This window comes from Microvirgula sp. AG722, from assembly GCF_003269145.1.
Lineage (GTDB): Bacteria > Pseudomonadota > Gammaproteobacteria > Burkholderiales > Aquaspirillaceae > Microvirgula > Microvirgula aerodenitrificans.
The window spans coordinates 11,723-37,872 of record NZ_QLTJ01000023.1 but is presented as its reverse complement, the minus strand read 5'-3'; the positions used below and the strand labels follow the sequence as shown (position 1 = coordinate 37,872).

Sequence of the window (26,150 nt, the reverse complement as noted above, 5' to 3'; positions counted from 1 at the left end):
GGGCGTGATGGCTGGACCACTCTGGCTCTGGTGATCGATTGCCACACCCGTGAGCTGCTGGGCTGGCATCTGTCCCGCAGCGGCCGGGCTTGTACCGCCGGCGTAGCCCTGGAGCATGCGCTGATCGCCCGCTTCGGGACGCTGGGTCGCGTGCCCGAACCGTTCCTGCTGCGCTCGGATAACGGCCTGGTTTTTACCTCTCGCAGCTATACCGCACTGGTACGCAGCTATGGCCTGCGCCAGGAGTTCATCACGCCGCATTGCCCGCACCGTCATCGCTTTGAGACCTTGCAGCACGCAAGCCGTGTCATCAGCGACTGGATACGCTTCTACAACACCCGCCGCCCCCTCATCAGGCACTCGGGATGAAAACCCCGGCTGAAACGTTTGCTTTAGCCGTTTAACCTGAGCAGGTTTCGCTGGGTCATTGCAAGATCCTGCAGGGATGATGGAGAAAAATGGCCCTCATCAGGGCTGCCAATCTGACAATGCAGATACCGAACAGTCATGTTTGCTTGAGGCCGCTCGGGACAAGAGGAACGGGCCATGGCAGTAACACCCCCTGCCGCCTACGCCAAAAAATGATGATGGCATCATACTCGCATGCTGGGCGCCAAGAAATCCAGTCAGGCCTTCGTCTTTGAAATTCATGCCGTAACAATGCGCCAGCATTACGCAGGCCAGTTGGCGGCAAGACTGGCCAGTAGCCGGGTAAAGCCCTCTGCTAGCTGGACCAAGGGCCAAGGGGTTGTTGGTTCCATAGGCATCAATTCTTACTTACATTGATTACCTGTTTGTCATAGACCGATGTCATTACCATTGCGTAGAAGGGCATGCCCCGTGCTCCCTTGGATCATGAAGCTGAAACGTGTGGCGAGCGCCATTGCCACTACCCTGCCAGCGCTATTGGCAGCAGGATGCGCAGCAGATGATGGCATGCGCATCGTGAAAACCGTGAAGATGGGAGGGGTCGCCGGCTATACGGTCAACGAGATCGTGGCCATGCCCGACCAGGGTTTCGTGCTGGCCGGACAGCGCAGTCAGCGAGGCTGGGCCAGCAAGGTGGATGCCGATGGTCGCGAGCTGTGGCGCTATGTCGAGCCTGACTATGGCATCGACCGCCCCTACGGTCGGATTTCTGGCGCAGTCGCGGGCGAAAACGGCAGTGTCTGGCTTTGCGGAGCACCTATTTATCCCCCGACCAAGACAGAATTCCGACAACCTGCCGGCTTGACGCATATCGATGCATCCGGAAAGGTGCTTGCGGAGCTTCGTCTGACACCAGAGAGTTTGTCTGCCCCATTCAGATCGTTCTTTGCCCGCTGTGTGGACTGGAATGGTGGCATCGTCGTAGTCGGGGAAGTAAACATGGGGCTGCCGGCATCCAGGACAGGTCCATCATATTACTGGATCCTGTTTATGGATAGACAAGGCCATAAGCAATGGGAAAAGCTTGTGCCCTATCACCTTAGTGATGCTGATATTTTTCTGCAGGCAGCTGTCGCCAATGATGGTGGCCTGATGATTACGGCTATCTATCCGACAGAGAACCAAACAGAAGTGACCCATATTGAGTCCACGGGCAAAGTGATTGCCCAGCGCACTTGGTCAGGTCAATGGCGATGGGTTCATGCCCTGGACACTAGCGCTGCGCCACTCTGGATAAGTCGCCCCGGTGACTCAACCTTCAATACATTGAGAACAGCCAACAAGCAACTTGAGCCGGCCACTTTTAGGCCGCTAGATGCTGGTTATGAGAACCGTCGTGCCAATTTCATTTATGCGAATAACCATTCGATTTTGGCGTTCGGGGGGCGAAAATCTCTATTTGGATATCAGAAGCACGTATTGCAGCTGGATAAAAATGGCACATATCAGGAATTGAAAATTGATAAACCAGAGGTAATCTGGCTTGATGCTGCCGTTCCGACCAAGAACCCAGGGGAATTTCTGGCTGCTGGGCAACTGAATGCAACTGTGCCCGATAATCGCGACAGCGGCATCGGTCTGTTCTGGATTCAAACTCAACCTACCAAGTAGATAATTTACATGGCCAGTAAAATTTCGCTACTGGAAGCCGCAGAGCTTTCCTATGCTGCCTATATGAAATCTTATGTTCCCAGTGGCTGGACATTTGATGATAGACAGGATAGCACCAGCAATTCTTTTTCCGTGTATGCCAAAAAAAACGTCAGTGCGGCGGAAGAAGAACCCAAAGGATATTTGGCTCTCTCGTTCAAGGGGTCAGATAATTATTCAAATTTCAAATCGGATTTACTGGATAATGGCGCAGATGTTTGGAATGAAATAAAAAATTCTGCGACAGAAAAATATTTGCAGCTTCTGAAAGCAACTACAACAGTAGGAAGTGATTATTATGGCTATGAAATAATTACAACCGGCCACAGTCTTGGCGGGGCAATGGCCCAGTCTCTGGCTTGCATAAACAACCTCGACTGCTATGAGCAAAATTCACTTCCTTTGATTATGGCAGATCAGGATGTGGTGGCCTCTTTTTCCAGCTATTCGCACTCATCCATCAATGTCTATGTCTCAGGCGACCCTGCCACTTTGTGGTATTCGTCAGTGCAGGGGCAGTCTTATCTCGGGACCATGGCGAAGCTGTCGTCAACCTATGCATTGCAGGAAATATTCGGCTCAGCCCTGGCCGCCACGACGGGTGGGCTGCTGGGCACCGCAGTCGTGCTGAACAGCATGTATCGTGCTCACTCGATCCTTACCGTAATTGACCTGCTCAAGTCAGGTGCCGAACCGGTGATCGATGGGGGAAGCTCGGCTCAAGTCGACCCCGCCAGCCTTGAGCACGCCTTGCAGCAGATGCCGCCTGACAAGACCGAAATGACCCCGGATGGAACATCAACCATTACGACTACCCATCCGGATTGGCGTATCGATTCCAGCATGCAGGATGGCACCCAGTTGAATGTCACGCATGACCGCAACGAATCCGTCACCCTGTCGTCAAGCCACGGTACGGGAGCCAACGCGCCGATTGATACCATCACGATTGACCGTTATGACGATAGTCATAAACTGATTGAACATAAGGTTCAGGTGCTTGGCGATGACGGGAGTTGGACCGAAAAGAACTATGATCCTTTCAGTAATGAATTGGTTTATTCAACCTGGGTAAAGCCTGATGGCTCCCGTGGATTTGATTTAAATCATGGAGTGAAGGCGTTAATAGCGGATTTCGATAATATAGTTGGGGACACAGTTTCACCTGTAGCTGTTGCTGAAGCTACCTTAATTGAAAAATATGTACCTCTGCTTTATATGAAATCAATTAGTGGTGTAGCACATGGCATATATACTCAAAGCCCTTGGGGTATAGACAAGCCAATACATGTTAATGTAGCTGCTGATGGCAGTAGCATTATCAGTGGAGAATTTTTTGATGAATATAATAATTTAACTATAGAAGTAAAGATGTGCCTTAACTCTAATGGAAAAATGTCGTTTTATTCCGGGCCATTTTTACTTTACAAGCAAGCTGATGGCGGCGTTAGTTTTAATGAAAATGAATGGTGGGCAGATCTATGTATAGGCGATAATAATAGAGACATCATTGAGTATTTGAAATCAGCAGTTTATCCTGTTTTTGGCGTTAATCAAGCATTGTCCATATCTTTGACACCAGGTTTTGACATTAATTCTCCAGAGCTTTTCAGATATCACGATCTTATGATGCGTTATCATGGTTATCAGCGCGGCTGGCCTAATTCAGATGATACTGATGCGGGCAGCTCCGCCACAGGCGAAAACGGAGAATCCAATTTCAATAGTTTAACTTACCATACATTCGAAAAATCAAATGGGTTTATGGAAATATTTAGTCAGGACCCTTCTGTGGAAGGGTCAGTTCTGAAATTTGGCCCAGGGATTGAGCAGAAAGACGTCACGGCCCATATGGTTGACGGTGCGCTCTTCATGCATTTCAATGGAGAATACAGAATAAAAATAAATGGGATGCTAGATTCGAACACTGATGGTATTTTGCGGGCAGAGTTTTCTGATGGCACCATATGGACTCATGAGCAAATCCAGAAAGCGGTTGCCACGGGAACGGCGGGGAACGACATACTGTATGGTTCGTTGAATTCTGAAACTCTTGATGGGAAAGGGGGCAATGATTACATAAGTGGAAATGGCGGATCTGACACATACATTCTTGGTCACGACTATGGCGACTTAACAATCAACACAGGAAACCAGCCGTGGGAAGAACAAGCTGCCGGCGAGTTGATAATCAACCAGGCCAAACCAGAGAATATTTGGCTCCGCCATTCTGGTGATGACCTGAAAATTTATATCATGGGAAGCAGCGCTGCCGCCACAGTGGAGGGCTGGTACAATTCTCTCGGCAATCGCTTGTATTACCTGGAAGTTACCAATACTGATTCCAAGCCCCTTTATTTAAATGGAAAGCTGGAGAGTCTGGTGAAAACCATGGAAGCCTACGAGCAAGCCCACCCTGGGTTTGACCCAACAGCTAACGATGCAATTTTTGATGAAGCGCTAAATGCAGAGATAAATTATTCATGGCGCACTAGCTACTGGAATATGTAATTGGAATTTACAGCAAGGTCTGAGCTGTGCTTGGCCCGGACACCCCTTATTTTTTGTCCTGGCGAACAGAGTGATGCGTCGATGCTAACTACTGCAGTGCCAACGGCTTGCGGAAACAGCAAGCCAAACACTCTTGCCCCTCCGCTCAGGTAAAGAGCTGACAATGGAGAGAAATTTCTGGCCTCCTCCAAGCAGGGTAACTCCAGAAATTCTCACCCACATATCACCCACCCGGTAACAGGCAGTGACACCCCGTCACTGCTTCCTCTACCTGCCCTGGCTCACCACCAGGGCATTTTCCCGGGAGTCTGATATGTCTCATCTCGTCGAAACCATGGCCTACGTCGGCCAAGTCCCCTGGCACGGCCTCGGCAACCCGTTGTCCGCCCAGCAACCGCTTGATGTCTGGCAGCGCGAAGCCGGCATGGACTGGACCATCGAGCACAGCGATGTGCTGTTTGAAATCGCGGGCGGCGAGTCGCTGTTGCGTCCTTATCCGGACAGCAAGGTGCTGTACCGCTCCGACACCCTGGCGCCGTTGTCAGTGGTGTCCAAACGCTACAAGGTGGTACAGCCGCAGGATGTGCTGCACTTCTATAACGATCTGGTCTCAGCCGGCGGCTTCGAGCTGGAAACCGCCGGGGTGCTGAAAGGTGGGCGCAAGCTGTGGGCGCTGGCGCGTACCGGACAGGAGACCGTGCTCAAAGGCGGTGATCAGATCAAAGCCTATCTGCTGCTGGCGACCAGTTGCGATGGCACCTTGTGCACCACGGCCCAGTTCACCTCGGTCCGGGTCGTGTGCAACAACACGCTACAGATGGCGGTGGGCGAACGCAGTGGCGCGGTCAAGGTACCGCACTCGACCGTGTTCGATCCGCGTCAGGTCAAGGAAGCGCTCGGCATCGGCCTGTCCGGCTGGGAGGCGTTTATTGGCCAGATCAAGGCGCTGAGTCGGCGTCCGATCTCTGCTGACGAAGCCCGCCTGTTCTTCCATGACGTGCTGGACGAAGCCCCAGCGGAAGACACCGTGACTTCGCGTGCCTGGCAGCAGCTCGAACGGCTGTATGCCGGTGCCGGCATGGGCGCCGAGTTGCCCGGGGCGCGCAACACCGCCTGGGGCCTGGTCAATGCGATGACCGAGTATGTCGACCACCACCGCCGGGCACGCAGCCAGGACTACCAGCTGGATTCGGCCTGGTTCGGTCAGGGGTCACTGTTGAAGCGCAAGGCGCTCGACCAGGCGCTGGTTCTGCTCGATTAGCCACGATTCAGGCGGCTCACCAGCCGTTCAACCAGTTCGACCACTAGCTCACGATCTTCAGCTCCCAGTGTCGACAGCAGCCGGCTGACGCGATGCTCCTGGTCCAGCGGACGGTTGCTCGACTCACTGAGCAGATCCGCAGTCTCACAACGAAAAATCTGCGCCAGCTCCACCAGCCGCGCCACCGTCGGCATGACGATGCCGCGCTCGATGCGCGACACCGCTTCATTGCCAATCCCCAGCCGCTCAGCCACCTCATCCTGAGTCAGATTTGCGGCCTGACGGTGGCGGGCAATGCTCTTGCCCACCCGCTGCGCCAGCACCTTCATGTCCAGTTCCACCATCACAGCCTCCATATCAACCTAGATAGTTGACTATCACCCCGTTGACATGAAGGTGCCGCAAGGTTGAAATACAACTAAATAGGTTGATTTTCGACTGCCGGGTACGTTCTGGTCCCGTTCCGGCCTGTGCATCTTGAGCCTGCAAGCTGCGCAATCAGAGAAAGGCTCATTTATGTACAGCACAGGGCATGCCAAAGAGGGCACAACACCACTTGGCATAACAACAGATTCTTCGCTGGATCTGCTTGATCGACGCCGGCCAGATCCTGCGGCACGCCATGGTGAGCAGTTGCACGCCATCCGCGAACGACTCCCCCTGCTTGTTCACTATCAGGCGGTGGTCGGCGTGCTCGGCAAGGCCGGCGCCGGCAAGTCGGCGCTGTGCAATGCGCTGTCTGGTCAGGAATGTGCTGAGGTCAGCGATGTCGACGTCTGTACCCGTTACCCGCTGGAAATCACCCTCAGTTACCGGGACGGCAACGGCCTGTCGCTGCTGGATGTACCCGGCATGGGCGAAAGTACCGCCCACGACAAGGACTACGCCGAACTGTACCGTCGCCTGCTGCCCGAACTGGATCTGATCCTGTGGGTGATCAAGGGGGACGACCGGGCTCTGAGCGTGGACGAACAGGTCTACCGCGACATCGTGCGTCCCTACGCCGAGCGACACTGCGTGCCGGTGATGGTCGTAATCAGCCAGATCGACAAGATTGAGCCAAGCCAGGAATGGGACTGGTCACACCACCATCCCGGCCCGCAGCAAGCGGCCAATGCCCAGAACAAGCGTCGTAGTGTCTGCCGCCTGCTGGCGGTGCCGCCGGCGCAGGTCTGCATGGTCTCGGCCAGGGCGGGCTACGGGCTGGTTGATCTGGTCGAGGCCATGATCAGCGCCTTGCCGACAGAGAAACGCAAACACGCCACCAGAAGACACCCCTTCTCCAGCCCGGCCGGATTCCTGAGCGGGGCGACCTGCACGGCTACTTGCCGGCGTCACGGCGCATGCCTCGCTAATGCCAGCAAGAGCCAACCCGGCATGTGCAGCGATTTAAACCCTGAAAAAGAATGGCTGTGATGGGTATGGCTATTCTTCAATATCAATTGGAAAGATGACATGACCGAAATCAGCGCGCCTTTGATGCCCAACAGCGCCATTGAAGGCAGGCACAGCAGCAAGGACAAAACCGCCTATGGCCTGGCGGAAGAATCATTCAAAAAATCCAGCCTGCCGATTATCGACAAAATGGAGAATTTCCCGCGCTTTTCCACCAAGCGCGCCCTGGCCCGATTTATTGCCAAGGAAAAACTGTTCCAGCAGATTTTGCACATCAATGGAATTGTGGTGGAGTGCGGTGTGTACAACGGAGCTGGGTTGTTCACCTGGGCACAGCTTTCCAATATCTACGAACCGGTCAACTACAACCGGAAAATTGTCGGCTTTGATACCTTCGAAGGTTTCCCGAGCGTCAATGAAGTAGACAACCTGGGCAGTCTGGACAGCAAGGCCGGCGATATTCGAGGCAGCTCGCTGGAAGAGCTTGAGCTGTCGGTTGAAAAATACAATCACGAGCGACACTTGTCACATATCAAGAATGTCGAACTGGTCAAAGGAGACTTCAATCAAACGGCTGAACAATACCTCGACAAGAATCAACACACTATTGTGTCTCTGCTTTATCTGGATTTTGACCTGTATGAGCCAACCAAGAAAGCGCTAGCACTGTTCCTGCCCAGGATGCCGAAAGGTGCCATCGTGGCATTTGACGAGATCAACTGCGAGTCGTTTCCGGGCGAGACCCTGGCTTTGCATGAAATGATCGGCATCGATAAATACGAAATCCGGCGCTTTACGTTCGAGCCATGGATTTCTTACATCGTGCTTTGACTTCATGATTGACGAAGCCTTCTTTACGCTAGGGCGTGCATTCAAATCATTTTTGTCTTTCTGCACTTTTTTAGTTGGCCGCAAAATTATTTTTGCTTTATCAAACTGGGTTAAGTCATCGCAATACGTGGGCATGCCCGATTAAACTTAAGGAAAAAACATGAACAAGGGATTGATTTTCACCATCCTGATCCTGGCAGCCGCGGCTGCAAATGCTGCTCAAACCGGTAAAAACTCCGCAGAATACAAAGAAGCCTATCGGTGCGCTACCGAAAGCTTCAAGGAAAACGCATCAGGGCCAGCTTCGTATTGCGTGGGGAATTCCCGCGATCCATCAAGGCTTGAACTCAAAGCCTATGCAGATGCAGAGCGAGATCTGAAATCAGGCGCTGCATCGAAGAAAACGGCAGGGGCATGCTCGTTTGGATATGGCAGTTGGGTTGCCAATGGCAGTCAAGCTGATGATTTTCTGGAAGGCCCCCAAAAAGCCAAGACGCTGCGCGAAGTGGCTCAACTCCTTCCAGGGCGCACAATCCGGTTTTTCGACCAGCATGGCCAACCCATTTCAGTGGATATTGTAAAAAACTGGTTTGTGATGAAAGGAAATACGGTTTCAGTTTCTCCGGAAGCCAAGAAAACCTGCTCCAGGAAACAGATCGGTGGCTAAGCAAACTGGCTGACTCAGCGTAAAATCAGCCATTTCGATAAGAAAATGACGCTTCCTCACCAAAGCAGGCGGCATTTTCAGAAAAAACCTGGCTTTTAAATTAAAGTCATTACTTCATCTTCTGTGCCGCACTTTGATTACCACCTCAATGAGGTTCTCCATGCAACAACGTCTGCTTAAATCCTTTCTGATCTGCCTGAGCCTGTTTGTGGTACTGACAGTGATGATGATTTTCTCATCGAGGATCCATGTCGGCTTCATGGGTTACCTTTCTGCCCTGATTTTTGGCACTCTATTCACCAGCTGCGGCGTGGTGATCGGGGACATGTTCCGTCGTTTCGTCATGCCGGATCTGGTCTTTGCCTCTGGCTCGTTTGACATGTTGTGCAAGAAAGTGTTCTGGCTGATTGGCCCGCAAGCTATTGGCTGGCTCATCGGTTATATGGGCTACCAAGGCTTTATGCGCAATGTGCTGGGTTTTTATATCTGAGGGCTTTTTATGTACCAGGACATTCTGAACCGAGCCAGGGCCGGTCTCTCACTGCGACACCTGAATTGCAGCGGACTGGCCCTGCTGCTCCTGCTGGGGCTGAGTGCCTGCTCCGGCAAAAGCTACGACAGTCAACTCTCAGGCAACATTGTGAATAGCTGCCAGGCCCAGGGCAGCAGCAAGCACTATTGCCAGTGCGCGCTGGAGAGGATGCAAGAAACACATTCGCAAGAGGAATTGATCCAGCTTGAACAAGAGACCCGTATCACTGGCCGGTTTCCCGAATCACTCGCCAAAACGATGCTGCAGATTAGCTTGCAATGTAAGCAATAGCTGCCCCCTCATGGCAGCAAGCCGCTGATTCCGGTTCTTGCTGCCTGACCTTTACCCACGACATAGGCCCCCTCCATTACGGAGGGGGCCTATGTCATTGGCTCATTCAACAGAAAGGAACTCAACATGATGCACGCTCACCAAATACCTCACCGGGCGGAGGATCTGCACAACCGGCTGTTCCAGCTATTCCAGGACAAGGCGCTGCTGCTGAGCACAAAGCAACTGCAGGCGATACGCGCCAGCCTTGATCAGGTCGTCAACTACCATGCCACGGTCGGCGTGCTTGGCAAGACCGGCGCCGGCAAGTCGGCACTGTGCAACGCACTGTTCGGCAAAGACGTCACAGAAGTCAGTGATATCGACGCATGCACGCGCGCCCCGCAGAAATCACCCTGTCGCTCAAGCAGGGCAAGGGCATCTCCCTGATCGACATGCCGGGTGTCGGAGAGAGCGAGCAACGCGACGCCGAATATGCAGCCCTCTATCGCCGCCTGCTGCCGGAACTCGACCTGGTGCTGTGGGTAATCAAGGGCGACGACCGGGCACTGTGTGCGAGATCGAAGATCGCATCCTCTTCCTCGAGGGGCGCCAGGTCGTCCAGGGAGCGGAGCAGCACATCGGAAGCGGCCAGCAGCCGTGGATCGGCGGATAGCCCGCCGGCAATGAACGGCAATGGCCGGCCGCCCAGCACCCGCTGGATCAGTGATGGTTCGATATAGAGCATCCGGTAGCGAAACCCGGCATCCGTCCCGGCAGAACCATCATGCGGCTCATCGGGATGCAGCACGAGGGTTCCCCCCGGCATGCTGTGCGTCATGCTGCGGCGATAGTGGAAGCTCTGGACACCCGCCAGCGTGCGGCCGATGGCATAGGTTGCATGCCGGTGCATGTCGTAGCCATGGCCACCAAAGAACGCTTCGATGCGTTCCACGTCCCGCACGGAAGACGCCCGCTGCACCCAGTCGTGCTGGCCCGGAAGCGCAATAGTGATCCGCTGTGCCATTTCCGCTTACCGTACTTTCTCTGCCCACGTCGCAAGAAACCGGTCGATGACGACGCGCGGGAGCGGCGGCAGGGCCTCATGAAAACCCCTCATCAGCTTGGCACCTGCGCCCCTGCGCGCGGCGGTTCGGTCAGGAGGTCCCGGGCGGCACGGCTGCGGCTGAAGACATTGGGGGTAGCGAGGAGGCAGTCAGGCATCGGGTTTTCCTTCTGGCACAGATCTAAAGAGGAAAACGGTCCGGCGGTACAGCTGACCGCGGCGAACGGGGCATCGCCAGCCGGGGGCGGCGGCGCCTGGCCAACGGGAAAGAGGGCCCCCATGCTACCCCGGGATGCGACCCGCCCAGAAGCCTCCACCCACAAAAAAGCCCACGGCACTCATGTGCCATGGGCTGTCGCCATTCACTAGCGGGAATCAGAACTCGGCGTCGATATCCACCACATTGATCAGCTTGTGGTTGACGAATTCCTTGAGGCCGAGACCGATCAGCTCGCGGCCGTAGCCGGAGCGGCGGATGCCACCGAACGGCAGATCGGCCTTGACCATGGTCGGATGGTTGACGAACACCATGCCGGTCGAGATCTTCGCCGCCACTTCGGCGCCATGGCGGGTGTTGGCGGTAAAGACCGAACCACCAAGGCCGAACGGCGAGTCGTTGGCGATGCGCACGGCGTCATCCTCGTCCCGGGCGCGGAACAGCATCGACACCGGGCCGAAGAATTCCCAGTAGTAGGCCGGGTTGTCGGACGACACATTGGTCAGGATGGTCGGCTGGACGAAGGCGCCCCGGGTCGGCACTTTCGGGCCGACTTCGGTCGCGGTCGCGCCATGGGCGACGGCCTGGCGGATCTTTTCCTTCACTTCGTCGGCAGCGGCCTGCGACGACAGCGGAGCCAGCGTGGTGTCGGCGGCGAACGGGTCGCCGGCGCGCAGGGCGGCCACACCGGCGGTGTAGCGTTCGAGGAACGCGTCATACACCTCGTCGACAATGATCATGCGCTTGGACGACACGCAGACCTGGCCACCGTTCCAGTGGCGACCAAAGACCGCCCACTTGACCGTCTTGTCCAGCTCGGCGTCGGCCAGCACCACGAAGGCATCGGCGCCACCGAGTTCCAGCGTGGACTTTTTCAGTGCCCTGGCCGCCTGGGCGGCCACTACGGCACCGGCGCCTTCCGAGCCGGTCAGCGCCACGCCATGAACGCGCGGGTCGTTGAGGATGGCTTCGATCTGCGAACGCGTCGCATACAGGTTTTTGAAGGCGCCAGTCGGCAGCCCGGCTTCGGCCATCAGTTTTTCGAACGCGGCGGCACTTTGCGGCACATTGGACGCATGCTTCAGCAGCACGGTATTACCGGCCGACAGCTGCGGCGCAATGATGCGGGCAATCTGGTAGTACGGGAAGTTCCACGGTTCGATGGCCAGCAAGACGCCAAGCGGTTCATGGACCAGAATGGCTTCGCCTTCGGCGGCCTTGGCCACCGGCAGTTTTTCCGGGGCCAGCAGCGCTTCGGCGTTGTCGGCATAGTATTCGAGGATCTGAGCCGACAGCTCGACTTCAGCCTGTGCTTCGGCAAACAGCTTGCCCATCTCGATCGTCAGCAGTTCGGCATACGATTTGCTGCCCTTGCGGAGCAGCGTCGCGGCCTGGCGCAGAATGGCGGCGCGCTGGGCAAACGAGGTGGTTTTCCACTTCAGGAAGGCTGCATGGGCGTTATCGATCGCCTGGGTAACTTCCGCATCGGTGGCGTCCGGAAACGTCTTCAGGAGCTCGCCGGTATACGGATTGAGAGTGGCATACGCCATAGGTGAACCGTCCTTTCACATCTGCTGGGTAAAGGCGTTTCGTCAGACGGAGATGTCGTGGAGCGGTAGATGGACCAGGGCAAGGGCGTCTGGCTATCGCCGAAGAGAGCCAGTTGATTCGAGTCAATACATAGTACCCAGTGTTTCACGGCCCCACAATGCGGACGCCATTGCATTTGTAAATCAGCATGCCATTCACGCACTATCAGTAGGGTTATTAAACATTCACGGCAAATTCCCACAAAAAATGCTGCAATACACAATAAATGCAGAATGAAACCCCGTTCACGCAGCACCCGTCGCCCGCAGGCGACAAGCTTGCTAGAATCCGCCGCCTCCCTCTCCATCCGGTCACCCCATGAGCCCACCCTCCGCCGGCACGCCTCTTTCGTCCCCGGCCAGCGCCAGCGGCGGCAATGGTCTGCTGTGGAGCCTGGCCGGCGTGGCCGTCGTGCTTGCCATCCTGCAGCCGCGCGCGCCCATGGACTGGATCGGGCTGGTCGACTGGCGCACCATCGGCGCCCTGGCCGGACTGCTGGCGATCACCCAGGGCGTCGAGCGCAGCGGCATCCTGCAGACAGTCGGCCAGCGCCTGCTGTCGCGCATCACGAATCTGCGCACGCTGGGTCTGCTGCTCACCGGGGGGGCGGCCCTGCTGTCCGCGCTGGTCACCAACGACGTCAGCCTGTTCCTGCTGGTGCCGATGACCCGGGTGCTGGCGGCGCAGGCCCATCTGCCGCTGACGCGACTGGTGGTGCTCGAAGCGCTGGCAGTCAATGCCGGTTCGGCGCTGACCCCGATCGGCAATCCGCAAAACCTGTATCTGTGGCACCGTTCCGGCGAGAGTTTCTTCGGCTTTATCGGCATGATGGCGCCGGCCGCCGCGATCATGCTGTTCTGGGTATTTGTCGCCTGCTGGCTGCTGCTGCCGCGCACGCCCATCACCCTCAAACCGGCGGTCAGCACCGCACCGGTCGCGCCGCGCCTGCTCGGCCTGTCGGTGCTGCTGTTCATCGGCTTTGTCATCGCGCTCGACCGGAACTGGCTGCCGGCGGGGCTGGCGGTGGTCTTCGGCGTCTACCTGTTTGCTCATCCGCGCGTGCTGCGCGGCATCGACTGGGGGCTGCTGGCGGTGTTCGTGCTGATGTTCGTCGACCTGCGGCAGATCGCCGATCTTCCTGCCATTACCACGGTACTTCGTCAGTGGTCGATCGCCGACGGCTGGCGCGCGTATCTGGCCGCCATCGCCACCTCGCAGCTGATCAGCAATGTCCCTGCCACCCTGCTGCTGGACCGGCATGTCACTGACCTGACCGCGCTGGCCATCGGGGTGAATGTCGGCGGCTTCGGCTGCGTGCTGGGCTCGCTCGCCAATCTGATCGCGCTGCGTCTGGCCCGGGTGCCGCACGGCTTGCGCGACTTCCACTGCATCAGCCTTCCCTTCCTGCTGGTCTGCGCCGCCTCGGTCGCCGTGCTGCTCTAGGACAGCGCCGCCTCGACCCGGTTGCGGCCATTGTGCTTGGCCTTGTACAGCGCCTTGTCGGCCTGCTTCAGCACCGTTTCCACGGCAGCCCCGCCCGCCGGCCAGTGGGACACGCCGGCCGACAGGGTGATCGGCGTTCCGGTCGGGCTGTCGGTTGCGGCAATCCGCGTGCGCAAGCGCTCGGCAACCCCGATCGCCGTTTCCTGGCTGCAGTCGGGCAGCAGCATGCAGAATTCCTCGCCACCGAGCCGGCACAGCAAATCGTTGCTGCGCGAGCCATTGCGCATCTGCCGTGCCAGGTATTGCAGCACCCGGTCGCCGGTATCGTGGCCGAACTGGTCATTGACCTGCTTGAAGTGATCGACATCCAGGGCGATGACGGCAAACGGCCGCGCCTCGGCCTGCCATTGCGCCAGCGCCGCCTGCATCCCGCGCCGGTTGACCAGCCCGGTCAGGGTATCGGTAATGTTCTCCTGATTGAGCCGCCCGAGTTTCTGATGGATCTTCGCCAGGCCGGCCAGCATCGCCCGCTTCAGCTGCTCGGCCTCGACATACCATGAACGCACCCGACGGATCTGTTCCGGGGCATGGGGCGAATCCCAGTCCTGGGCGGTATTGGCCAGCCGCGACAGTGGCTGCGCAATCACCCGCGACATCCACCAGGCGCCCAGTACCGACAGCAGGAAGAACGGGAAGGTGTGGCGCAGGACATCCAGCATCAGGCCATCCAGTCCCTGCAGCGTCGCGGCCGTCGGCCGCTGGGCGACGATGCCCCAGCCGGTGCGGCGCAGCGGCGCATATCCGGTCAGCATGTCGGTTCCCTGCGAGTTGACCAGTTGCAGATTGCCGGTCTGGCCGGCAATGACCGCCTCGATGGCCGGATTGTCGGCCACGACCTGCCCGACCCGTTTCGGGTCCCGGTGATAGATCAGCCGCCGCTGCTGGTCGACCACATACAGGTAGGAACCGTCACGGTAATAGTTCTCTCCCAGCAGCGAATGCAGGACGTTCTTTTCCTGCAGATAGATCGCGCCGCCGACATAGCCCAGATATTGACCGTCCGCCGTGTAGACCGGCTGGGAAATAAAGATCAGCAGGTAACCGGATGCCCCGATATACGGTTCGGAAATCATTGGCTGGCGCCGCTTCAGCGCGGCGCGGATCCCCGGGCTGTCGATGATCACGCCGGTCAGCGCTGGCCGGCGCGGCGCGGCCGCCAGTGCCGTGCCGTCGGCACGGATGATAAAGACCGAATTGAAGCTGCCGTTCTGCTGCTGCAGACGGTCGGCCTCGGCCACCAGTTGCGCCGGCTGGTCCATCAGCGGCGTCAGCAGCCTGGCGCTGTAGGCCAGTTGCCGCTGCGCATCAGCCAGAAAATGGTCGGTGCTGCTGGCCAGCTTGATCGCGTAGGCACGGTTGGTTTCCATCGCCTGTTCCATCAGCAGGCTGCGCTGGGTACGGTAGCTGGCGTAGAAGGTATAGGTCAGCGTCAGCAGGGCCGTGCTGACAGTCAGCAGCAGGATCAGGCGGCGGAGGTTTATTTTTATCATGACGTCATTATTACGTAATGACGGTGCCGGTGGCGCGGTTTGCCGGTACTGCCGCCAGATCAGAACCGCTCTTCCGGCCGCAGATAGCGCCATTGCCCCTGCGCCAGGTCGCCCAGCGCAATGCGGCCGACGCGGATGCGGCGGACTTCGGTCACCCTCAGGCCGACCGCATCGGCCATGCGCCGGATCTGCCGCTTGTGGCTGTCGCGCAGCAGCACGCGCAGTTGCCGGTCGCTCTGGCGGCTGACCCTGGCCAGCTTCAGCAGTTCATCGTCCACCGTCACCCCGGCCGCCAGCCGCGCCAGTGCCGCCTCGGACACCTCGCCGTCCAGACCGACCAGGTATTCCTGCTCGAAATCGGCGGCGTCGGCAATCAGCTTGCGGGCAATGCGCCCGTCCTGGGTCAGCACCAGCAGGCCGGACGAATCCACATCCAGTTTGCCGGCCGGTGCCAGCTGGTTCAGGTGCTTTTTCAGGAAGGCGTAGCCGGAGTGGTCACTGGCAGAACGGGTTTCCGGCTTGATCAGCATCCAGGCCGGCCACTCGCCGTTTTCCGACAGGCCAGCCGCATAGCCGACCGGCTTGTTCAGCAGGATGGTCACCCGGTCGGCCTGCATCGCCATTGCCTGCCGGGTCAGCTCGATCTGCTGGTCGGGGCGAACCCGGCTGCCCAGCACGTCGACCACCTCGCCATCGACCCGGACCAGCCCCATCTCGATGAACTCGTCGGCCTCGCGGCGCGAGCACAGGCCCAGTTCGGTCATGCGTTTGGACAGGCGGAGGGTATCGGTCATGGTGCGGTCTTCAAGGTCGGGCGGCGGGAGCGCGATTATCCCGGTTTTCACCGCCCGGGTCTGTAGCGGGTGTCGTATTTCCCCGACGGCCCCGTAACGCCGGTTTAGCCAGAAGCAGCATGATGGATATCATGGAAAAACAACCATAACTTCATGATATTCAATGATAAAACAAAACCACATACTTCATGAAATTCCAGGAACGGCAGCAAGTAGCGGCATTTCGCGCCGCCCGTTCCATGCATAGGCCAACGGACAGGCGGCGCCCGTCCCTGCCCGGCTGGATGGCCATCGTTCTGGCCTCGTCACTGCCGGCCCTGTTCCCCCTGCTCCACCACGACAGCAGCGACCGGATCATCAAGGTCTGGCTCTCCGGGCTGCTCCTGCTGTGCACGACCGCACTGTGCTGGCGAACGCGCTGGCTCCGGCCGCTTGCCGTCACCGTCTGCCTGCTGCTGGCCAGCAACCTGACCCTGTCACTGTTTGCCCATGTCAGCTACCGTCACCCGTTCAACGACGGACTGGCGATGAGCATCATCCTGACCCACCCGCGCGAAGCGTTCGGAATGCTGATGCTGTACTGGCCGTATCTGCTGGCGCTGCCGGCCGGCGGCGCCCTGTTTCTGCTGCCGGCCATCACCCTGTCCCGCCACAGCGGGCGCCGGCCACTGGTCGTGGCGACAGCGCTGCTGGTCACCTATGCCGGCTACAGCTGGCTGAAAGCGGCATGCATGGACGATCCGCCGGCGGACCGGAAGGTGCCGAGCGTACACTTGCTGCGCAAGAGCGCCCTGTTCAACGGCAGCCATTTCGCCGCTGCCCTGCATGACCAGCCGCTGTTCGACCGCATCGCCCGCCACCCGGTCCGGCACAGGCTGACCGTCACCGACAGCGGCATCGATACCTATGTACTGGTCATCGGCGAATCGGCCCGGAAAAGCCATCACAGCCTGTACGGCTACCGGCGGGATACCACCCCGAACGCCCGGCGGCGGCAGGATGCCATGCTGGTGTTCGACCAGGCCATCGCCGGCGCGCCGCTGACCAATCTGGCCGTGCCGCTGGCGCTCAGTGCCAGCCACCCGGCACGCCACGATCCACTGCTGTATGCCGACAATGTGATCCATATCGCCAACCAGGCCGGGTTCCGCACCTTCTGGTATTCAAAACAGGAAGCCTTTGGCCTGTGGGCCAGCAGCATCAGCGGCATCGCGCTGAGCGCCGGACAGCAGCACTGGGTCCATGGCGCCCATGACGGGGCATTGCTGGCGCCATTGCGCGAGGCGCTCGCCACGCCCGGCAGAAAACTGATCGTGCTGCACCTGAACGGCAGCCACCCGCCGGCCTGCGCCCGCTTCCCGCCCCACGCCACGGTATTCACCGGCGGCGAGCCGGCCGACGACTGCTACGACAACTCGATCCGCTACACCGATGCCCTGCTCGGGCAGATCTTCCCGCTGCTCGACCGGCAGAAAGCGTCGCTGCTGTATTTCTCCGACCACGGGCTGGAACGGCAGCCGCAGCGGCATCCGGTCTATGTCCACGGTGGCGGCCTGCCCAGCCGGCAGGCTTTCGATGTCCCGCAGTTCATCTGGTACAGCCGGCAGGTCGCGGCCACCAGCCGCCGCAGCGGACGGGTTACCGGACCGTATTCGACCGCCGACAATTTCGAGCTGATCCAGGACTGGCTCGGCGTCGGCACCGGCCGGACCAGCTGCCGCTCCCCGCTGGCCCGCTGCTACCGGCGTGACGACAATGTCCATGTCGTGACCGCCAGCCGGGACAGCATGCCTTATGCCCGTCTGCGCGAGCGGCCGGACTGAGCGCGCAGTCCTCTTACCGGCGGGCGCCAAGGGCGCGGGTCAGCCGGGTGGCATTGCGCTCCAGTTCGCCCAGCGGATCGGCGCCAGTGGTATCCAGCACCACCAGCCGGGCGCCGCCGGCGGCAATGGCACGGGCCAGCTCTTCGGATGGCTGCTGGTGATGCACCACCAGTGCCACCGACTGCGACTTCAGTCGCTGGCTCAGCGCGTCCAGCGCCTGCGTCGTCCACGCCTCCTCCTCCTTCAGCTCGGTCCCGACCAGATCGAGGTTGAAACCGGAAATCAGATAATCGAGCCGGTCGGACAGGCTCAGCACCGACACATTGCTGACCGCGGCCAGTTGCGCCTCGGTACCGGCCGCCAGCGTCACCAGCTGACGGCGGAAAGCAGCCAGATTGCTCTCGATTTTCGCCCGGTCGTCCGGCGACAGCCGACCCAGGTCGGCTGCCACGATATCGGCCATGCGGCCGAGATTGATCGCATCCAGCCACGGGTAGGCCCCCAGTGCCGCAGCCTGGGGACCGCCCTGCAGCGCAATGCCGGGCAAGGCGCCGTCGACCGGGCGGGCGGCGTCAATCTCGACGATGCGGATATTGCTGCGCCGCGCCAGCGGGTACAGCGGATCTTCCGGCCAGATCGACCGCAGGGCGACCACGGCATCGGCCCCGGTCGCCGCCTGCTGCAGCGCGGGAGCGCCCCGGCCGGAGAAGTACGACAGCAGGCGGGTCGGCGGGATCGATGCCGGCGCCACGCGGCGGGCCTCGATACCGGTGTCGGCGGTCAGTGTCGCCGTCAGAGCCTGGGTCAGCGGGTGCGCGGCCAGCACGACCGGGCCGGCCAGCGCCGTATTCATGGCACCGGCCAGCAGGCCGGCCAGCAAGGTCAGAGTCAGTTTGTTCATCCGGCATTTCCTTTCAGGCCCGGCAGCACGCCACGGGCGATGGCCGCCAGTGCGAACAGCAGACCGGCCGTGAGAATGATCGCGGCGCCCGACGGCACCGGCAGTTCCAGTTCGATCGGCAGCAGGATGCCGACCAGGGTACTGATCGTCGCCAGCAGCACCGACAGACCGAAAAAGCCCTTCAGCGACTGGCTCAGCAAGCGCGCGGCAGCGGCGGGAATGATCAGCAGCGCACCGACCAGGATCGCACCGATGACCTTGACTGCCGCCACGGTGACCAGGGTGACCATCACCACGAACAGGTAGTCGAGCGCCTTGACCGGCACGCCGCGCACACCGGCCAGTTGCGGATTGAAGCTGGCCAGCATCAGGCGGTTGTAGTTCGGCAGCGTCAGCCCCAGTACCAGCGCCGCCACCACGGCCAGCACCAGCAGATCCTGGCCATTGACCGTCAGCACCGAGCCGAACAGCACGTTTTCCAGGATGTGGACGTTGATGCGGCCGGACAGGATCAGCAGCAGGCTGGCGCCAAGTGCCAGCGACACCGACAGGAACACGCTGATCAGCGTGTCCGGCGACAGGCCGGTGCGGTTGCGCAGATAGTTCAGGCCGACGCCGAACAGCAGGCAGTAGCCAAACAGCCCGCCATACGGACCGGTGTACGGCTCGCCGAGCAGGATGCCGATCGCCACGCCGGTCAGCGCCGCATGACCGACCGCTTCGGAGAAGAACGCGAAGCGCTTGACCACCACCAGCGTGCCAAGCCCGCCGAGCACCGGCCCGATCACCAGCCCGGCCAGCACCGCATTGATGACGAAGCCGTAGCCGAGCGAGGCCGGCAGCCAGCCGCCGGCGGCCCAGCCCTGCACGGCGAGGCGAAAACTTTCGAACAGGGTCATGCGGCAACCTCCAGCCCGGCCGCCGCCGGCCGGGTCGAGAACAGCGCCATCAGCCGCTCCGGCGTCAGCGTCGGCGCCGGCGGGCCGTCGAACAGCACGCGCCGGTTCAGGCCGGTCACATGGTCGGCCAGCCGGCCAACCGCCGACAGATCGTGCTCGATCCACAGCACGGTCACGCCGGCCTCGCGCCAGCCGGCCAGCAGGCGCTCGAAGATGGCCGCGCCGGCTTCGTCCAGCGCCGACATCGGCTCATCGAGCACCACCAGCCCCGGCGCCGGAATCAGGCTTTGCGCCAGCAGCACGCGCTGACGTTCGCCGCCGGACAGCGCGCCCATGCGCCGGCGGCGCTTGTCGAGCAGGCCGACCCGCCCCAGCGCCTCGGCAATGGCATCGGCCCGGTGCGGCGACAGACCGAAGAACACCGGCCGGCGCTGACACATCGCGGCCATGAAATCGTCGACCGTCATCGGCAGTGCGCGATCGAACTCCAGCGCCTGCGGCACATAGGCAATGACGCCGGCCTGCTCACCGGGCCACTCCAGCGTCAGCGTGCCGCGATGCGGCGTCTGGCCGAGCAGGGTCTTGACCAGCGAGCTCTTGCCGCCACCGTTCGGACCGACCAGCGCGTGGACACTGCCGGCGGCCACCCGCAGCGACACCTCGCACAGGATGTCAGTGCGGCCCAGCGTCAGGCCGACCTGCTCGAAGCACAGGGCCGGGCCGCTCACTGGCCGGACTCCTGGATCGCCTGCACCACGGTGGCCAGGTTCTTGGCCATTTCCTGCTCGTACTTGGCAGCGCTGTAGGCGCCGTACGAGATATGCGACAGCGCATAGAGGCGTACGCCGGTTTCACGCCGGATGGTGTCGACGTAGGCGGACGGGAAGTTCAGTTCGGAGAAGATCACCTTCACATGCAGCCGCTTCAACTGGTCGATAGTGCCCTTCAACTGGCTGGGACTCGGCTCGATGCCGTGCGCCGGCTCGACCACGGCGGTCACTTCGAGGCCGAACTCGCGCAGCAGGTAATCGTAGGCACCATGGATGGTGGCGACCTTGAAATCGGCGCCCGGTGCCCGGGCCAGCTTGGCCATCGCATCGGCGCGCAGCTTGCGCAGCTTCTGCGCATAACGGCGGGCATTGGCGACATAGACGGCGGCATTGGCCGGATCGTACTTGCCGAGCTCGCGGGCAATGGTGTTGACCTGGGCAATCGACGCGGTAATCGACAGGAAGGTGTGCGGATTGACCACCTTGCCGGAACCGCGTGCGGCCATGCCGGTCGCGGCCAGCAGCGGCACCTGGGCATTGGCCTCGATCACCGGCAGTTTCGGTTTTTCGCTGGCGGCGATCATGCGCTCGGCAAAATCGTCATGGCCGACGCCATTGACCACCATGACGTCGAGGGTGCCGACGCGCTTGATGTCGTCGGCGCGCGGCTCGTATGCATGCGGGTTGAAGCCGGCCGGGATGATCGGCACCACGTCGGCCTTGTCGCCGACGATATTCGCTACATAGCTGTAGTACGGATGCAGGGTCACGCCGATGCGCAGGCGCTTGTCCTGCGCCCAGACCGGTTGTGCCAGCAGGCAGGCCAGCGCGACGCAGGCCAGCACGGCGCGCCAGACAGGGCGAAAAGTCAGGGACGGCAAAGAGAATACGGGTGACATGGCAGATTCTTCAGTTCGGGATGGGCTTGTCAGTCCTGCGACTGACGCGTGACGCCCGCATCGAAGCGGGCAACGACCTGCAGCCAGCCGGCCTCGGCCAGGCTGGCATCATCAAGCCGTGCCGGCAGCGCCTTCAGGCTGCGGCGCAGCCATACATCGGCGGCAGCGGCATGACCGTGGCCGTCATCGGCAGCCGCGATACGCAGCAGCATCGAGCCGGCGACCCCGGCATCGGCGCTGACACCGGCAAAGGCCAGCCGGGTGCCGTCCTGCAATCGCGACCACACATGGCCGCCACGCTTCGCGCTGCTGACATCGGTGGCGAACGGCGGCAGGCCGGCATCGGCCAGCGCCGCCACCGCCGGCTTGCCTTGGTCGAGCAGCGGGATCTCGTCGGCGGCAATCAGCAGGTCGGCGTACACCCCCTGCTCGGCCGCGGTCAGGTCGCGCCGGGCATCGATCTGGTGGGCGGGCAGCGCCTGCTCGCCGGCGCGATCCGCGCGCAGCACGACCACGGTCGCCGCCACGACGAGAATCAGCGCGGCCCACAGCGCCACCCACAGGGTTTCATGCCCGGCACCGGCCGGGCGCACCACAATCCGGGTCGCCATCGCTATTTGATATCCGTGTGATCGACTTCGACCACATGGCCGGGACCGGCATCGAACACCACGTAGAACTCGCCGGCCGGGCGCTTGAATACCAGTGTCGAATTGGCGCCGAGCTTGCCCTTGACCAGGGTTTTCTCGTTGTAGCCGACCACGTCCAGCGTCACGCCGGGCGCGCCGCTGCCATCGGAAAACCCGCCCTTGCAACTGACCTGGCCAGCGGCAATATTTCGACACTGGCACAACGGGTTGTGCGCGCTGGCGTGCTGGCTGACCGCCATCAGGCCGGCCAGTGCCAGCAGGGCCGACATTCCTTTTACATACCGATTTGCCTTCATTGTCCTGCTCCCTGTTTTTTCAGCCATGCCATCGTCGCCGGCGAGGCCTCTGCCAGCGGCCAGCTGGTCTGATGCACCGCCCCGTCCCAGCCCTCGACCGTCAGCCAGATCGCCGCATCGGCGCGACTGCGTTCGGGAATGGGGATATTGGCCATCTGCCGGTACGGCGTACCGGAGAACAGCCCGCCGGCGGTGCGCAGATTGCGCGGCTTGCCGACACGCAGATAGGCGGCCTTGATCCCGGCTCCGCAGCCGGCGCACGGCGCCAGCGTGAAGGTCTTGATGTAACCGGCCTCGCCATCGCGGATCGGTTCGCGCGCCTGCCACTCGGCCAGCCGCACCGTCCACGGTCCGACCTGCTTTTCGGCCAGCTCGCGCTCGCCCAGGCCCTTGTCGCCACTCATCAGCCCCAGGGTGTGGAAGTACTGCGGCAGATAGCCGAGCGGAATCAGGATCAGCAGCGCGCTGAGATGGAAACGCCAGCGGAACCACAGACGGCCGGCACGCGAGGCGGGTTGCGGCTTGCGGCTCATGGCGCGCTCCTTTCTGCCACGGCAACCGGCGATGCCGCCGCCGGCCGGGGCCGCCTGATCACGGCGGCAGTCGCCTGCGCCGTGCGTTTGGTCCAGATCAGCAGGCCGCTGAACACCATCATGGTCAGCAGCAGGCCGAAGAAGAAATACACCAGCTTCAGCCACAGCCCGGCGAAGTCACCGGTATGCAGCGGGCGCATCGATTCGGTGACCAGCTCCAGCCCGGAGCGGTCGGACACGCGGCGCGACCACTCGACCCGACCGTTGTACGGGTTGATGCTCAGCTCCTCGAACAGCAGCGGATAGTTGCCGCGACCGCCGACGCTGATGGGGTCGTAGGCATTGGCCGGCAGGCTGACGAAGGTCGGCGTCAGGTCGGGGAAGGTCTTGCTGGCAATCTGTGCGGCCTGGTCGAGCGACAGCCGTTGCGGCGCGCGGCCGTCCGGGCTCGGCGGCACATCCTCGCGCGCCACCACCACCGGTATGCCGGCCGTCGAGAACGACACGTGGTTGTCGGCCAGCGCGGCCTGGATCAGGAACCACAGGCCGGTGACGGCGATGATGGCAATAAACGGGATCGACCAGATGCCGGCCAGACGGTGAAAGTCGCCCCAGAACACGCGCGAGCCCTTGTCGAAGCGCAGCCGGGGCTTGAGAAAGCCGCGCCAGAAACGCTTGTAGACCACCAGCCCGGTAATCAGCGAGCCCAGCAGCGGAATCGCCAGCGCCGACACCGCATACCAGCCGAGGTTGTAGCTGCCGTTGAACGGCATCAGCAGCCAGCCGTGAATGGCACGGATGAACTGGCGGAAATCGAAGCCCGAGGTCGACCCCTGGATCCCGCCGGTATACGGGTTCACGTACAGCGTTTCGCTGGTCGCATCCGGATTGGTCACCCGCACGGTCAGCGCGAACTGCGACTTCACCGGCCGCGAGATCGACTGCACCACTGCATCCGGGCGGTTGCGATTGACGGCGGCCAGCACCGCGTCGTAGCCGAGCAGCGGCGGATCACCGTCCGGCTGCCGCGCCCGCGTATCCGGATTGGCGACCCAGATGATTTCCTGGCTGACCGTGGCGATGGTGCCGGTCAGACAGACAAAGAACAGGAAAGCCCAGATGGGCAGCGCCAGCCAGCTGTGGAACAGGAACCACAGCCTGGCATTCGATTTCTTTTGGACTTGGACCATGTCGCTCTTTTTTTTCATGACACCCCCGCGTCGATGCAGGCCGGCGGGACGAGGACGCAGCAGCCCGGGCTCTGCGTCGGCGGCTGCAAGGCTAGCAGAAGCAAACAATAACGAGAATCATTTTTCTTTATCGGCAAGAATTTTCTCCATCCGGAACAGGCACTTTCGCCGTGCGCCGGCGTCCGCCTTGCAACAGCGGCCGGCAACACGCGCAGACACCATGGCAGTCCAGCGGCAACAGCGACCGCCGCCAGCCAATACCGGCCACCAGCCGTGTCAGGCAGCGGTGCAGCGCCGGGTCATCGGTTTCTTCGATCCGGCCGCAACGGCGGCAGACCAGCCGCATGGCCGGCGGCGCGCCGTCGAGCCAGCGGAACACCGTGGTGCCGGACACCAGCCGGCAGGCCAGCAGCACCCCGCCGCGATGCAGCGCGTTGACCTGGCGATACAGGGTGCTCAGCGATACCTGGCGCGCCTGATGGGCAACCAGTTCGGCGGCAATCTGCTCGACAGCGAAGTAGCGCGCCGGCTCGCGGGCGAACACCTCCAGCACCCGCAGGCGAAATACGCTGGCTCGCAGCCCGGCGGCCACCAGGGCATCAAAGGGTGTCATCGCGCCTCCAGCCGCCACCGAGGGCCTTGAACAGTTCCACTGCCGCCTGCTGGCGCCGCAGGCGCAGCGTCAGCCGCTCGTCCTCGGCGGCGAACAGCGTGCGTTGCGTATCCAGTACGGTCAGCAGCGTGTCTGCGCCGGCCCGATAGCGTCGCTCGGCCAGGGTCAGCGCACGTTGAGCCTGCTCGTGCGCCTCATCGGCCGAGCGCAACTGACGCTCCAGTCCGTCAATCGTGTTCAGCGCCTGTTCGGTATCGCGGAAAGCGGCGACGATGGCCTGGCGATAATCGGCCAGCAGTTCGGCCCGGCGCGCGTCGGCCTGATCGCGCTGCGCCGCCAGCCGGCCGGCATTGAAGATCGGCGCGGTCAACGCCCCGGCCAGGCTGTAGACCGGGTTGTCCAGCCAGCGGCCGGCCCGGTCGCTGTTCGAGCCGATGCCGGCCGTCAGCCGCACCGCCGGCAGCATGGCGGCCCGCGCCACGGTGATGTCGGCATCGGCCGCCGCCAGTCGCGCTTCGGCGCGGGCCAGATCCGGACGCCGGGTCAGCAGTGCCGAGGGCGGACCGGCGTCCAGCGTCGGCCAGCCCAGCGCCGACAGCCGTTCACCCTCGATATCGAAACCGGCCGGCAGGTGCCCGCCCAGGCTGGCCAGCAGAATCAGCGCATCGCGCGCCTGCTGCGCCAGGGCATCGACCTGCTGCTGCGCGCTGGCCACCAGCCCGCGCTGCTGCGCCAGCGCCAGCGGCGTCTCGGCACCGGCCCCGGCGCGCACGCGCACGGTGGCCAGCACCCGCTCGGCCCGTGCCAGGTCGGCGCGGGCGATCGCTGCCCGCTCGCGCAGCGCCAGCGTCTGCAGATAGGCCGATGCCACGCTGGCGCTGACCGTCAGCCGCACCGTATCGCGATCGAAGCGCGACGCCTGCACACCGGCCAGCGCGCTGGCGCGGGCAGCACGATTGCCACCCCAGAAATCCAGTTCGTAACTGGCCGACAGCCCGGCGTTGAATGCCCTGCCCTCGTCAGCCTGCCCGCCGAGACGGCCGGTACGCGAGGCGCCGGCCGTCAGCGAGAGTTCCGGCGCCAGCGCAGCACCGGCCACCCTGGCCCGGGCGCTGGCCTGCGCCAGCCGTGCCACGGCAGCGGCGATATCGTGACTGTCGCGCCGGGCGTCGCCCACCAGCCGGTCCAGTTCGGCGCTGCCAAAGCCGCGCCACCAGTCGGCATCGATGCCATCCGTCTCGCCATCAGCGGCTTGCCGCCAGTGCGCCGGTATCGGCAGGCCGGCGTCGGTGTTCGTCACCGGCAGCGCGCAGGCGGCCAGCAGACACAGCGGCGACAGCAGAAAAAAACGGCGGATTGCCATCATCATG

27 protein-coding genes are annotated in these 26,150 nt (G+C 61.4%); 12 read left to right on the top strand and 15 right to left on the bottom strand.

The window, feature by feature from the left end; all coding sequences use genetic code 11:
- From DFO50_RS17725 to DFO50_RS17710, 4 genes are all read left to right on the top strand, one after another.
- Positions 1 to 369 (top strand): DDE-type integrase/transposase/recombinase (locus DFO50_RS17725; protein WP_146745138.1); only part of this gene is annotated, 369 nt, incomplete at its 5' end.
- A 486-nt stretch (positions 370 to 855) separates the two neighbouring features.
- Entirely contained in the window at positions 856 to 2,040 is a 1,185-nt protein-coding gene (locus DFO50_RS17720; RefSeq protein ID WP_146745137.1) for a hypothetical protein, read from the top strand.
- A gap of 9 nt (positions 2,041 to 2,049) precedes the next feature.
- Positions 2,050 to 4,590 carry a hypothetical protein gene (locus DFO50_RS17715; RefSeq protein ID WP_112692948.1) on the top strand — a complete coding sequence of 847 codons (2,541 nt, stop codon included), beginning with the start codon at positions 2,050 to 2,052 and terminating at the stop codon, positions 4,588 to 4,590.
- 313 nt (positions 4,591 to 4,903) lie between these two features.
- Positions 4,904 to 5,851, top strand: coding sequence for a DUF932 domain-containing protein (locus DFO50_RS17710; RefSeq protein ID WP_112692947.1), 948 nt, complete (start codon positions 4,904 to 4,906; stop codon positions 5,849 to 5,851).
- Here the strand turns inward: DFO50_RS17710 and DFO50_RS17705 are convergent.
- The gene (locus DFO50_RS17705) at positions 5,848 to 6,195 is read right to left on the bottom strand and encodes a helix-turn-helix domain-containing protein (protein WP_112692946.1); all 348 of its coding nucleotides are present in this window, start codon (positions 6,193 to 6,195) and stop codon (positions 5,848 to 5,850) included. The two genes, DFO50_RS17710 and DFO50_RS17705, sit on opposite strands and share 4 nt — an antisense overlap.
- 133 nt (positions 6,196 to 6,328) lie before the next feature.
- On the opposite strand from DFO50_RS17705, the gene DFO50_RS17700 reads away from it, so the two are divergent.
- The 6 genes from DFO50_RS17700 (at position 6,329) to DFO50_RS17680 (ending at position 9,996) form a co-directional block, all read left to right on the top strand.
- On the top strand, positions 6,329 to 7,267 hold the full coding sequence (locus tag DFO50_RS17700) for a GTPase family protein (RefSeq protein WP_146745136.1): 939 nt from the start codon (positions 6,329 to 6,331) through the stop codon (positions 7,265 to 7,267).
- A gap of 39 nt (positions 7,268 to 7,306) precedes the next feature.
- Complete coding sequence (locus DFO50_RS17695) at positions 7,307 to 8,077, top strand: class I SAM-dependent methyltransferase (RefSeq protein ID WP_199489889.1); 771 nt, start codon at positions 7,307 to 7,309, stop codon at positions 8,075 to 8,077.
- Positions 8,078 to 8,237: 160 nt separating this feature from the next.
- Positions 8,238 to 8,744 carry a hypothetical protein gene (locus DFO50_RS18995; RefSeq protein WP_146745135.1) on the top strand — a complete coding sequence of 169 codons (507 nt, stop codon included), beginning with the start codon at positions 8,238 to 8,240 and terminating at the stop codon, positions 8,742 to 8,744.
- Positions 8,745 to 8,904: 160 nt separating this feature from the next.
- Positions 8,905 to 9,234: a hypothetical protein gene (locus DFO50_RS17690; RefSeq protein WP_112692944.1), complete on the top strand. Its 330-nt coding sequence runs from the start codon at positions 8,905 to 8,907 to the stop codon at positions 9,232 to 9,234.
- A 9-nt stretch (positions 9,235 to 9,243) separates the two neighbouring features.
- A complete protein-coding gene (locus DFO50_RS17685) occupies positions 9,244 to 9,567 on the top strand; it encodes a hypothetical protein (RefSeq protein ID WP_107889200.1) in 324 nt (107 codons plus the stop codon).
- Between the two features lie 126 nt (positions 9,568 to 9,693).
- A complete protein-coding gene (locus tag DFO50_RS17680; protein WP_199489888.1) occupies positions 9,694 to 9,996 on the top strand; it encodes a GTPase in 303 nt (100 codons plus the stop codon).
- A 55-nt stretch (positions 9,997 to 10,051) separates the two neighbouring features.
- Here the strand turns inward: DFO50_RS17680 and DFO50_RS19270 are convergent, their stop codons facing one another.
- Together DFO50_RS19270 and DFO50_RS17675 are read right to left on the bottom strand one after the other, a co-directional pair.
- A complete protein-coding gene (locus DFO50_RS19270; protein WP_158537497.1) occupies positions 10,052 to 10,573 on the bottom strand; it encodes an AraC family ligand binding domain-containing protein in 522 nt (173 codons plus the stop codon).
- A 414-nt stretch (positions 10,574 to 10,987) separates the two neighbouring features.
- Complete coding sequence (locus DFO50_RS17675; RefSeq protein ID WP_028500273.1) at positions 10,988 to 12,379, bottom strand: NAD-dependent succinate-semialdehyde dehydrogenase; 1,392 nt, start codon at positions 12,377 to 12,379, stop codon at positions 10,988 to 10,990.
- A 358-nt stretch (positions 12,380 to 12,737) separates the two neighbouring features.
- On the opposite strand from DFO50_RS17675, the gene DFO50_RS17670 reads away from it, so the two are divergent.
- Positions 12,738 to 13,862: an SLC13 family permease gene (locus tag DFO50_RS17670; RefSeq protein WP_112692943.1), complete on the top strand. Its 1,125-nt coding sequence runs from the start codon at positions 12,738 to 12,740 to the stop codon at positions 13,860 to 13,862.
- On the opposite strand, the gene DFO50_RS17665 is transcribed toward DFO50_RS17670, so the two are convergent.
- Complete coding sequence (locus DFO50_RS17665; protein ID WP_028500275.1) at positions 13,859 to 15,412, bottom strand: sensor domain-containing diguanylate cyclase; 1,554 nt, start codon at positions 15,410 to 15,412, stop codon at positions 13,859 to 13,861. The two genes, DFO50_RS17670 and DFO50_RS17665, sit on opposite strands and share 4 nt — an antisense overlap.
- Before the next feature lie 59 nt (positions 15,413 to 15,471).
- The gene (locus tag DFO50_RS17660) at positions 15,472 to 16,206 is read right to left on the bottom strand and encodes a pseudouridine synthase (protein WP_112692942.1); all 735 of its coding nucleotides are present in this window, start codon (positions 16,204 to 16,206) and stop codon (positions 15,472 to 15,474) included.
- A gap of 284 nt (positions 16,207 to 16,490) precedes the next feature.
- Here DFO50_RS17660 and DFO50_RS17655 point away from each other — a divergent pair, with 284 nt between their 5' ends.
- A complete protein-coding gene (locus DFO50_RS17655) occupies positions 16,491 to 18,029 on the top strand; it encodes a phosphoethanolamine transferase (protein ID WP_158537496.1) in 1,539 nt (512 codons plus the stop codon).
- A 13-nt stretch (positions 18,030 to 18,042) separates the two neighbouring features.
- Here DFO50_RS17655 and DFO50_RS17650 read toward each other — a convergent pair whose 3' ends face one another.
- The 10 genes from DFO50_RS17650 to DFO50_RS17605 all read right to left on the bottom strand — a co-directional run bounded on the left by DFO50_RS17650 (position 18,043) and on the right by DFO50_RS17605 (position 26,149).
- Positions 18,043 to 18,930, bottom strand: a complete 888-nt coding sequence (locus DFO50_RS17650; protein ID WP_107889191.1) for a metal ABC transporter solute-binding protein, Zn/Mn family — start codon at positions 18,928 to 18,930, stop codon at positions 18,043 to 18,045.
- On the bottom strand, positions 18,927 to 19,829 hold the full coding sequence (locus tag DFO50_RS17645; RefSeq protein ID WP_112692940.1) for a metal ABC transporter permease: 903 nt from the start codon (positions 19,827 to 19,829) through the stop codon (positions 18,927 to 18,929). Before DFO50_RS17645 ends, DFO50_RS17650 begins: the two co-directional genes overlap by 4 nt.
- Positions 19,826 to 20,557 (bottom strand): metal ABC transporter ATP-binding protein, encoded by a 732-nt coding sequence (locus DFO50_RS17640; RefSeq protein ID WP_028500279.1) that lies wholly within the window; start codon positions 20,555 to 20,557, stop codon positions 19,826 to 19,828. Before DFO50_RS17640 ends, DFO50_RS17645 begins: the two co-directional genes overlap by 4 nt.
- The gene (locus tag DFO50_RS17635; RefSeq protein WP_107889187.1) at positions 20,554 to 21,498 is read right to left on the bottom strand and encodes a metal ABC transporter solute-binding protein, Zn/Mn family; all 945 of its coding nucleotides are present in this window, start codon (positions 21,496 to 21,498) and stop codon (positions 20,554 to 20,556) included. The genes DFO50_RS17640 and DFO50_RS17635 overlap by 4 nt, the downstream gene beginning before the upstream one ends.
- Positions 21,499 to 21,527: 29 nt before the next feature.
- Entirely contained in the window at positions 21,528 to 22,109 is a 582-nt protein-coding gene (locus DFO50_RS17630) for a DUF6162 family protein (RefSeq protein WP_028500281.1), read from the bottom strand.
- Positions 22,110 to 22,111: 2 nt separating this feature from the next.
- Complete coding sequence (locus DFO50_RS17625) at positions 22,112 to 22,417, bottom strand: hypothetical protein (RefSeq protein WP_028500282.1); 306 nt, start codon at positions 22,415 to 22,417, stop codon at positions 22,112 to 22,114.
- 23 nt (positions 22,418 to 22,440) lie between these two features.
- Positions 22,441 to 22,977, bottom strand: coding sequence for a hypothetical protein (locus DFO50_RS17620; protein ID WP_028500283.1), 537 nt, complete (start codon positions 22,975 to 22,977; stop codon positions 22,441 to 22,443).
- Positions 22,974 to 24,167, bottom strand: a complete 1,194-nt coding sequence (locus tag DFO50_RS17615; RefSeq protein ID WP_112692939.1) for a PepSY domain-containing protein — start codon at positions 24,165 to 24,167, stop codon at positions 22,974 to 22,976. Before DFO50_RS17615 ends, DFO50_RS17620 begins: the two co-directional genes overlap by 4 nt.
- A 127-nt stretch (positions 24,168 to 24,294) precedes the next feature.
- Positions 24,295 to 24,780, bottom strand: coding sequence for a transcriptional repressor (locus DFO50_RS17610; protein ID WP_028500285.1), 486 nt, complete (start codon positions 24,778 to 24,780; stop codon positions 24,295 to 24,297).
- Positions 24,767 to 26,149, bottom strand: a complete 1,383-nt coding sequence (locus DFO50_RS17605) for an efflux transporter outer membrane subunit (RefSeq protein WP_199489887.1) — start codon at positions 26,147 to 26,149, stop codon at positions 24,767 to 24,769. The genes DFO50_RS17610 and DFO50_RS17605 overlap by 14 nt, the downstream gene beginning before the upstream one ends.
- Between the last annotated feature and the right edge of the window lies 1 nt (position 26,150).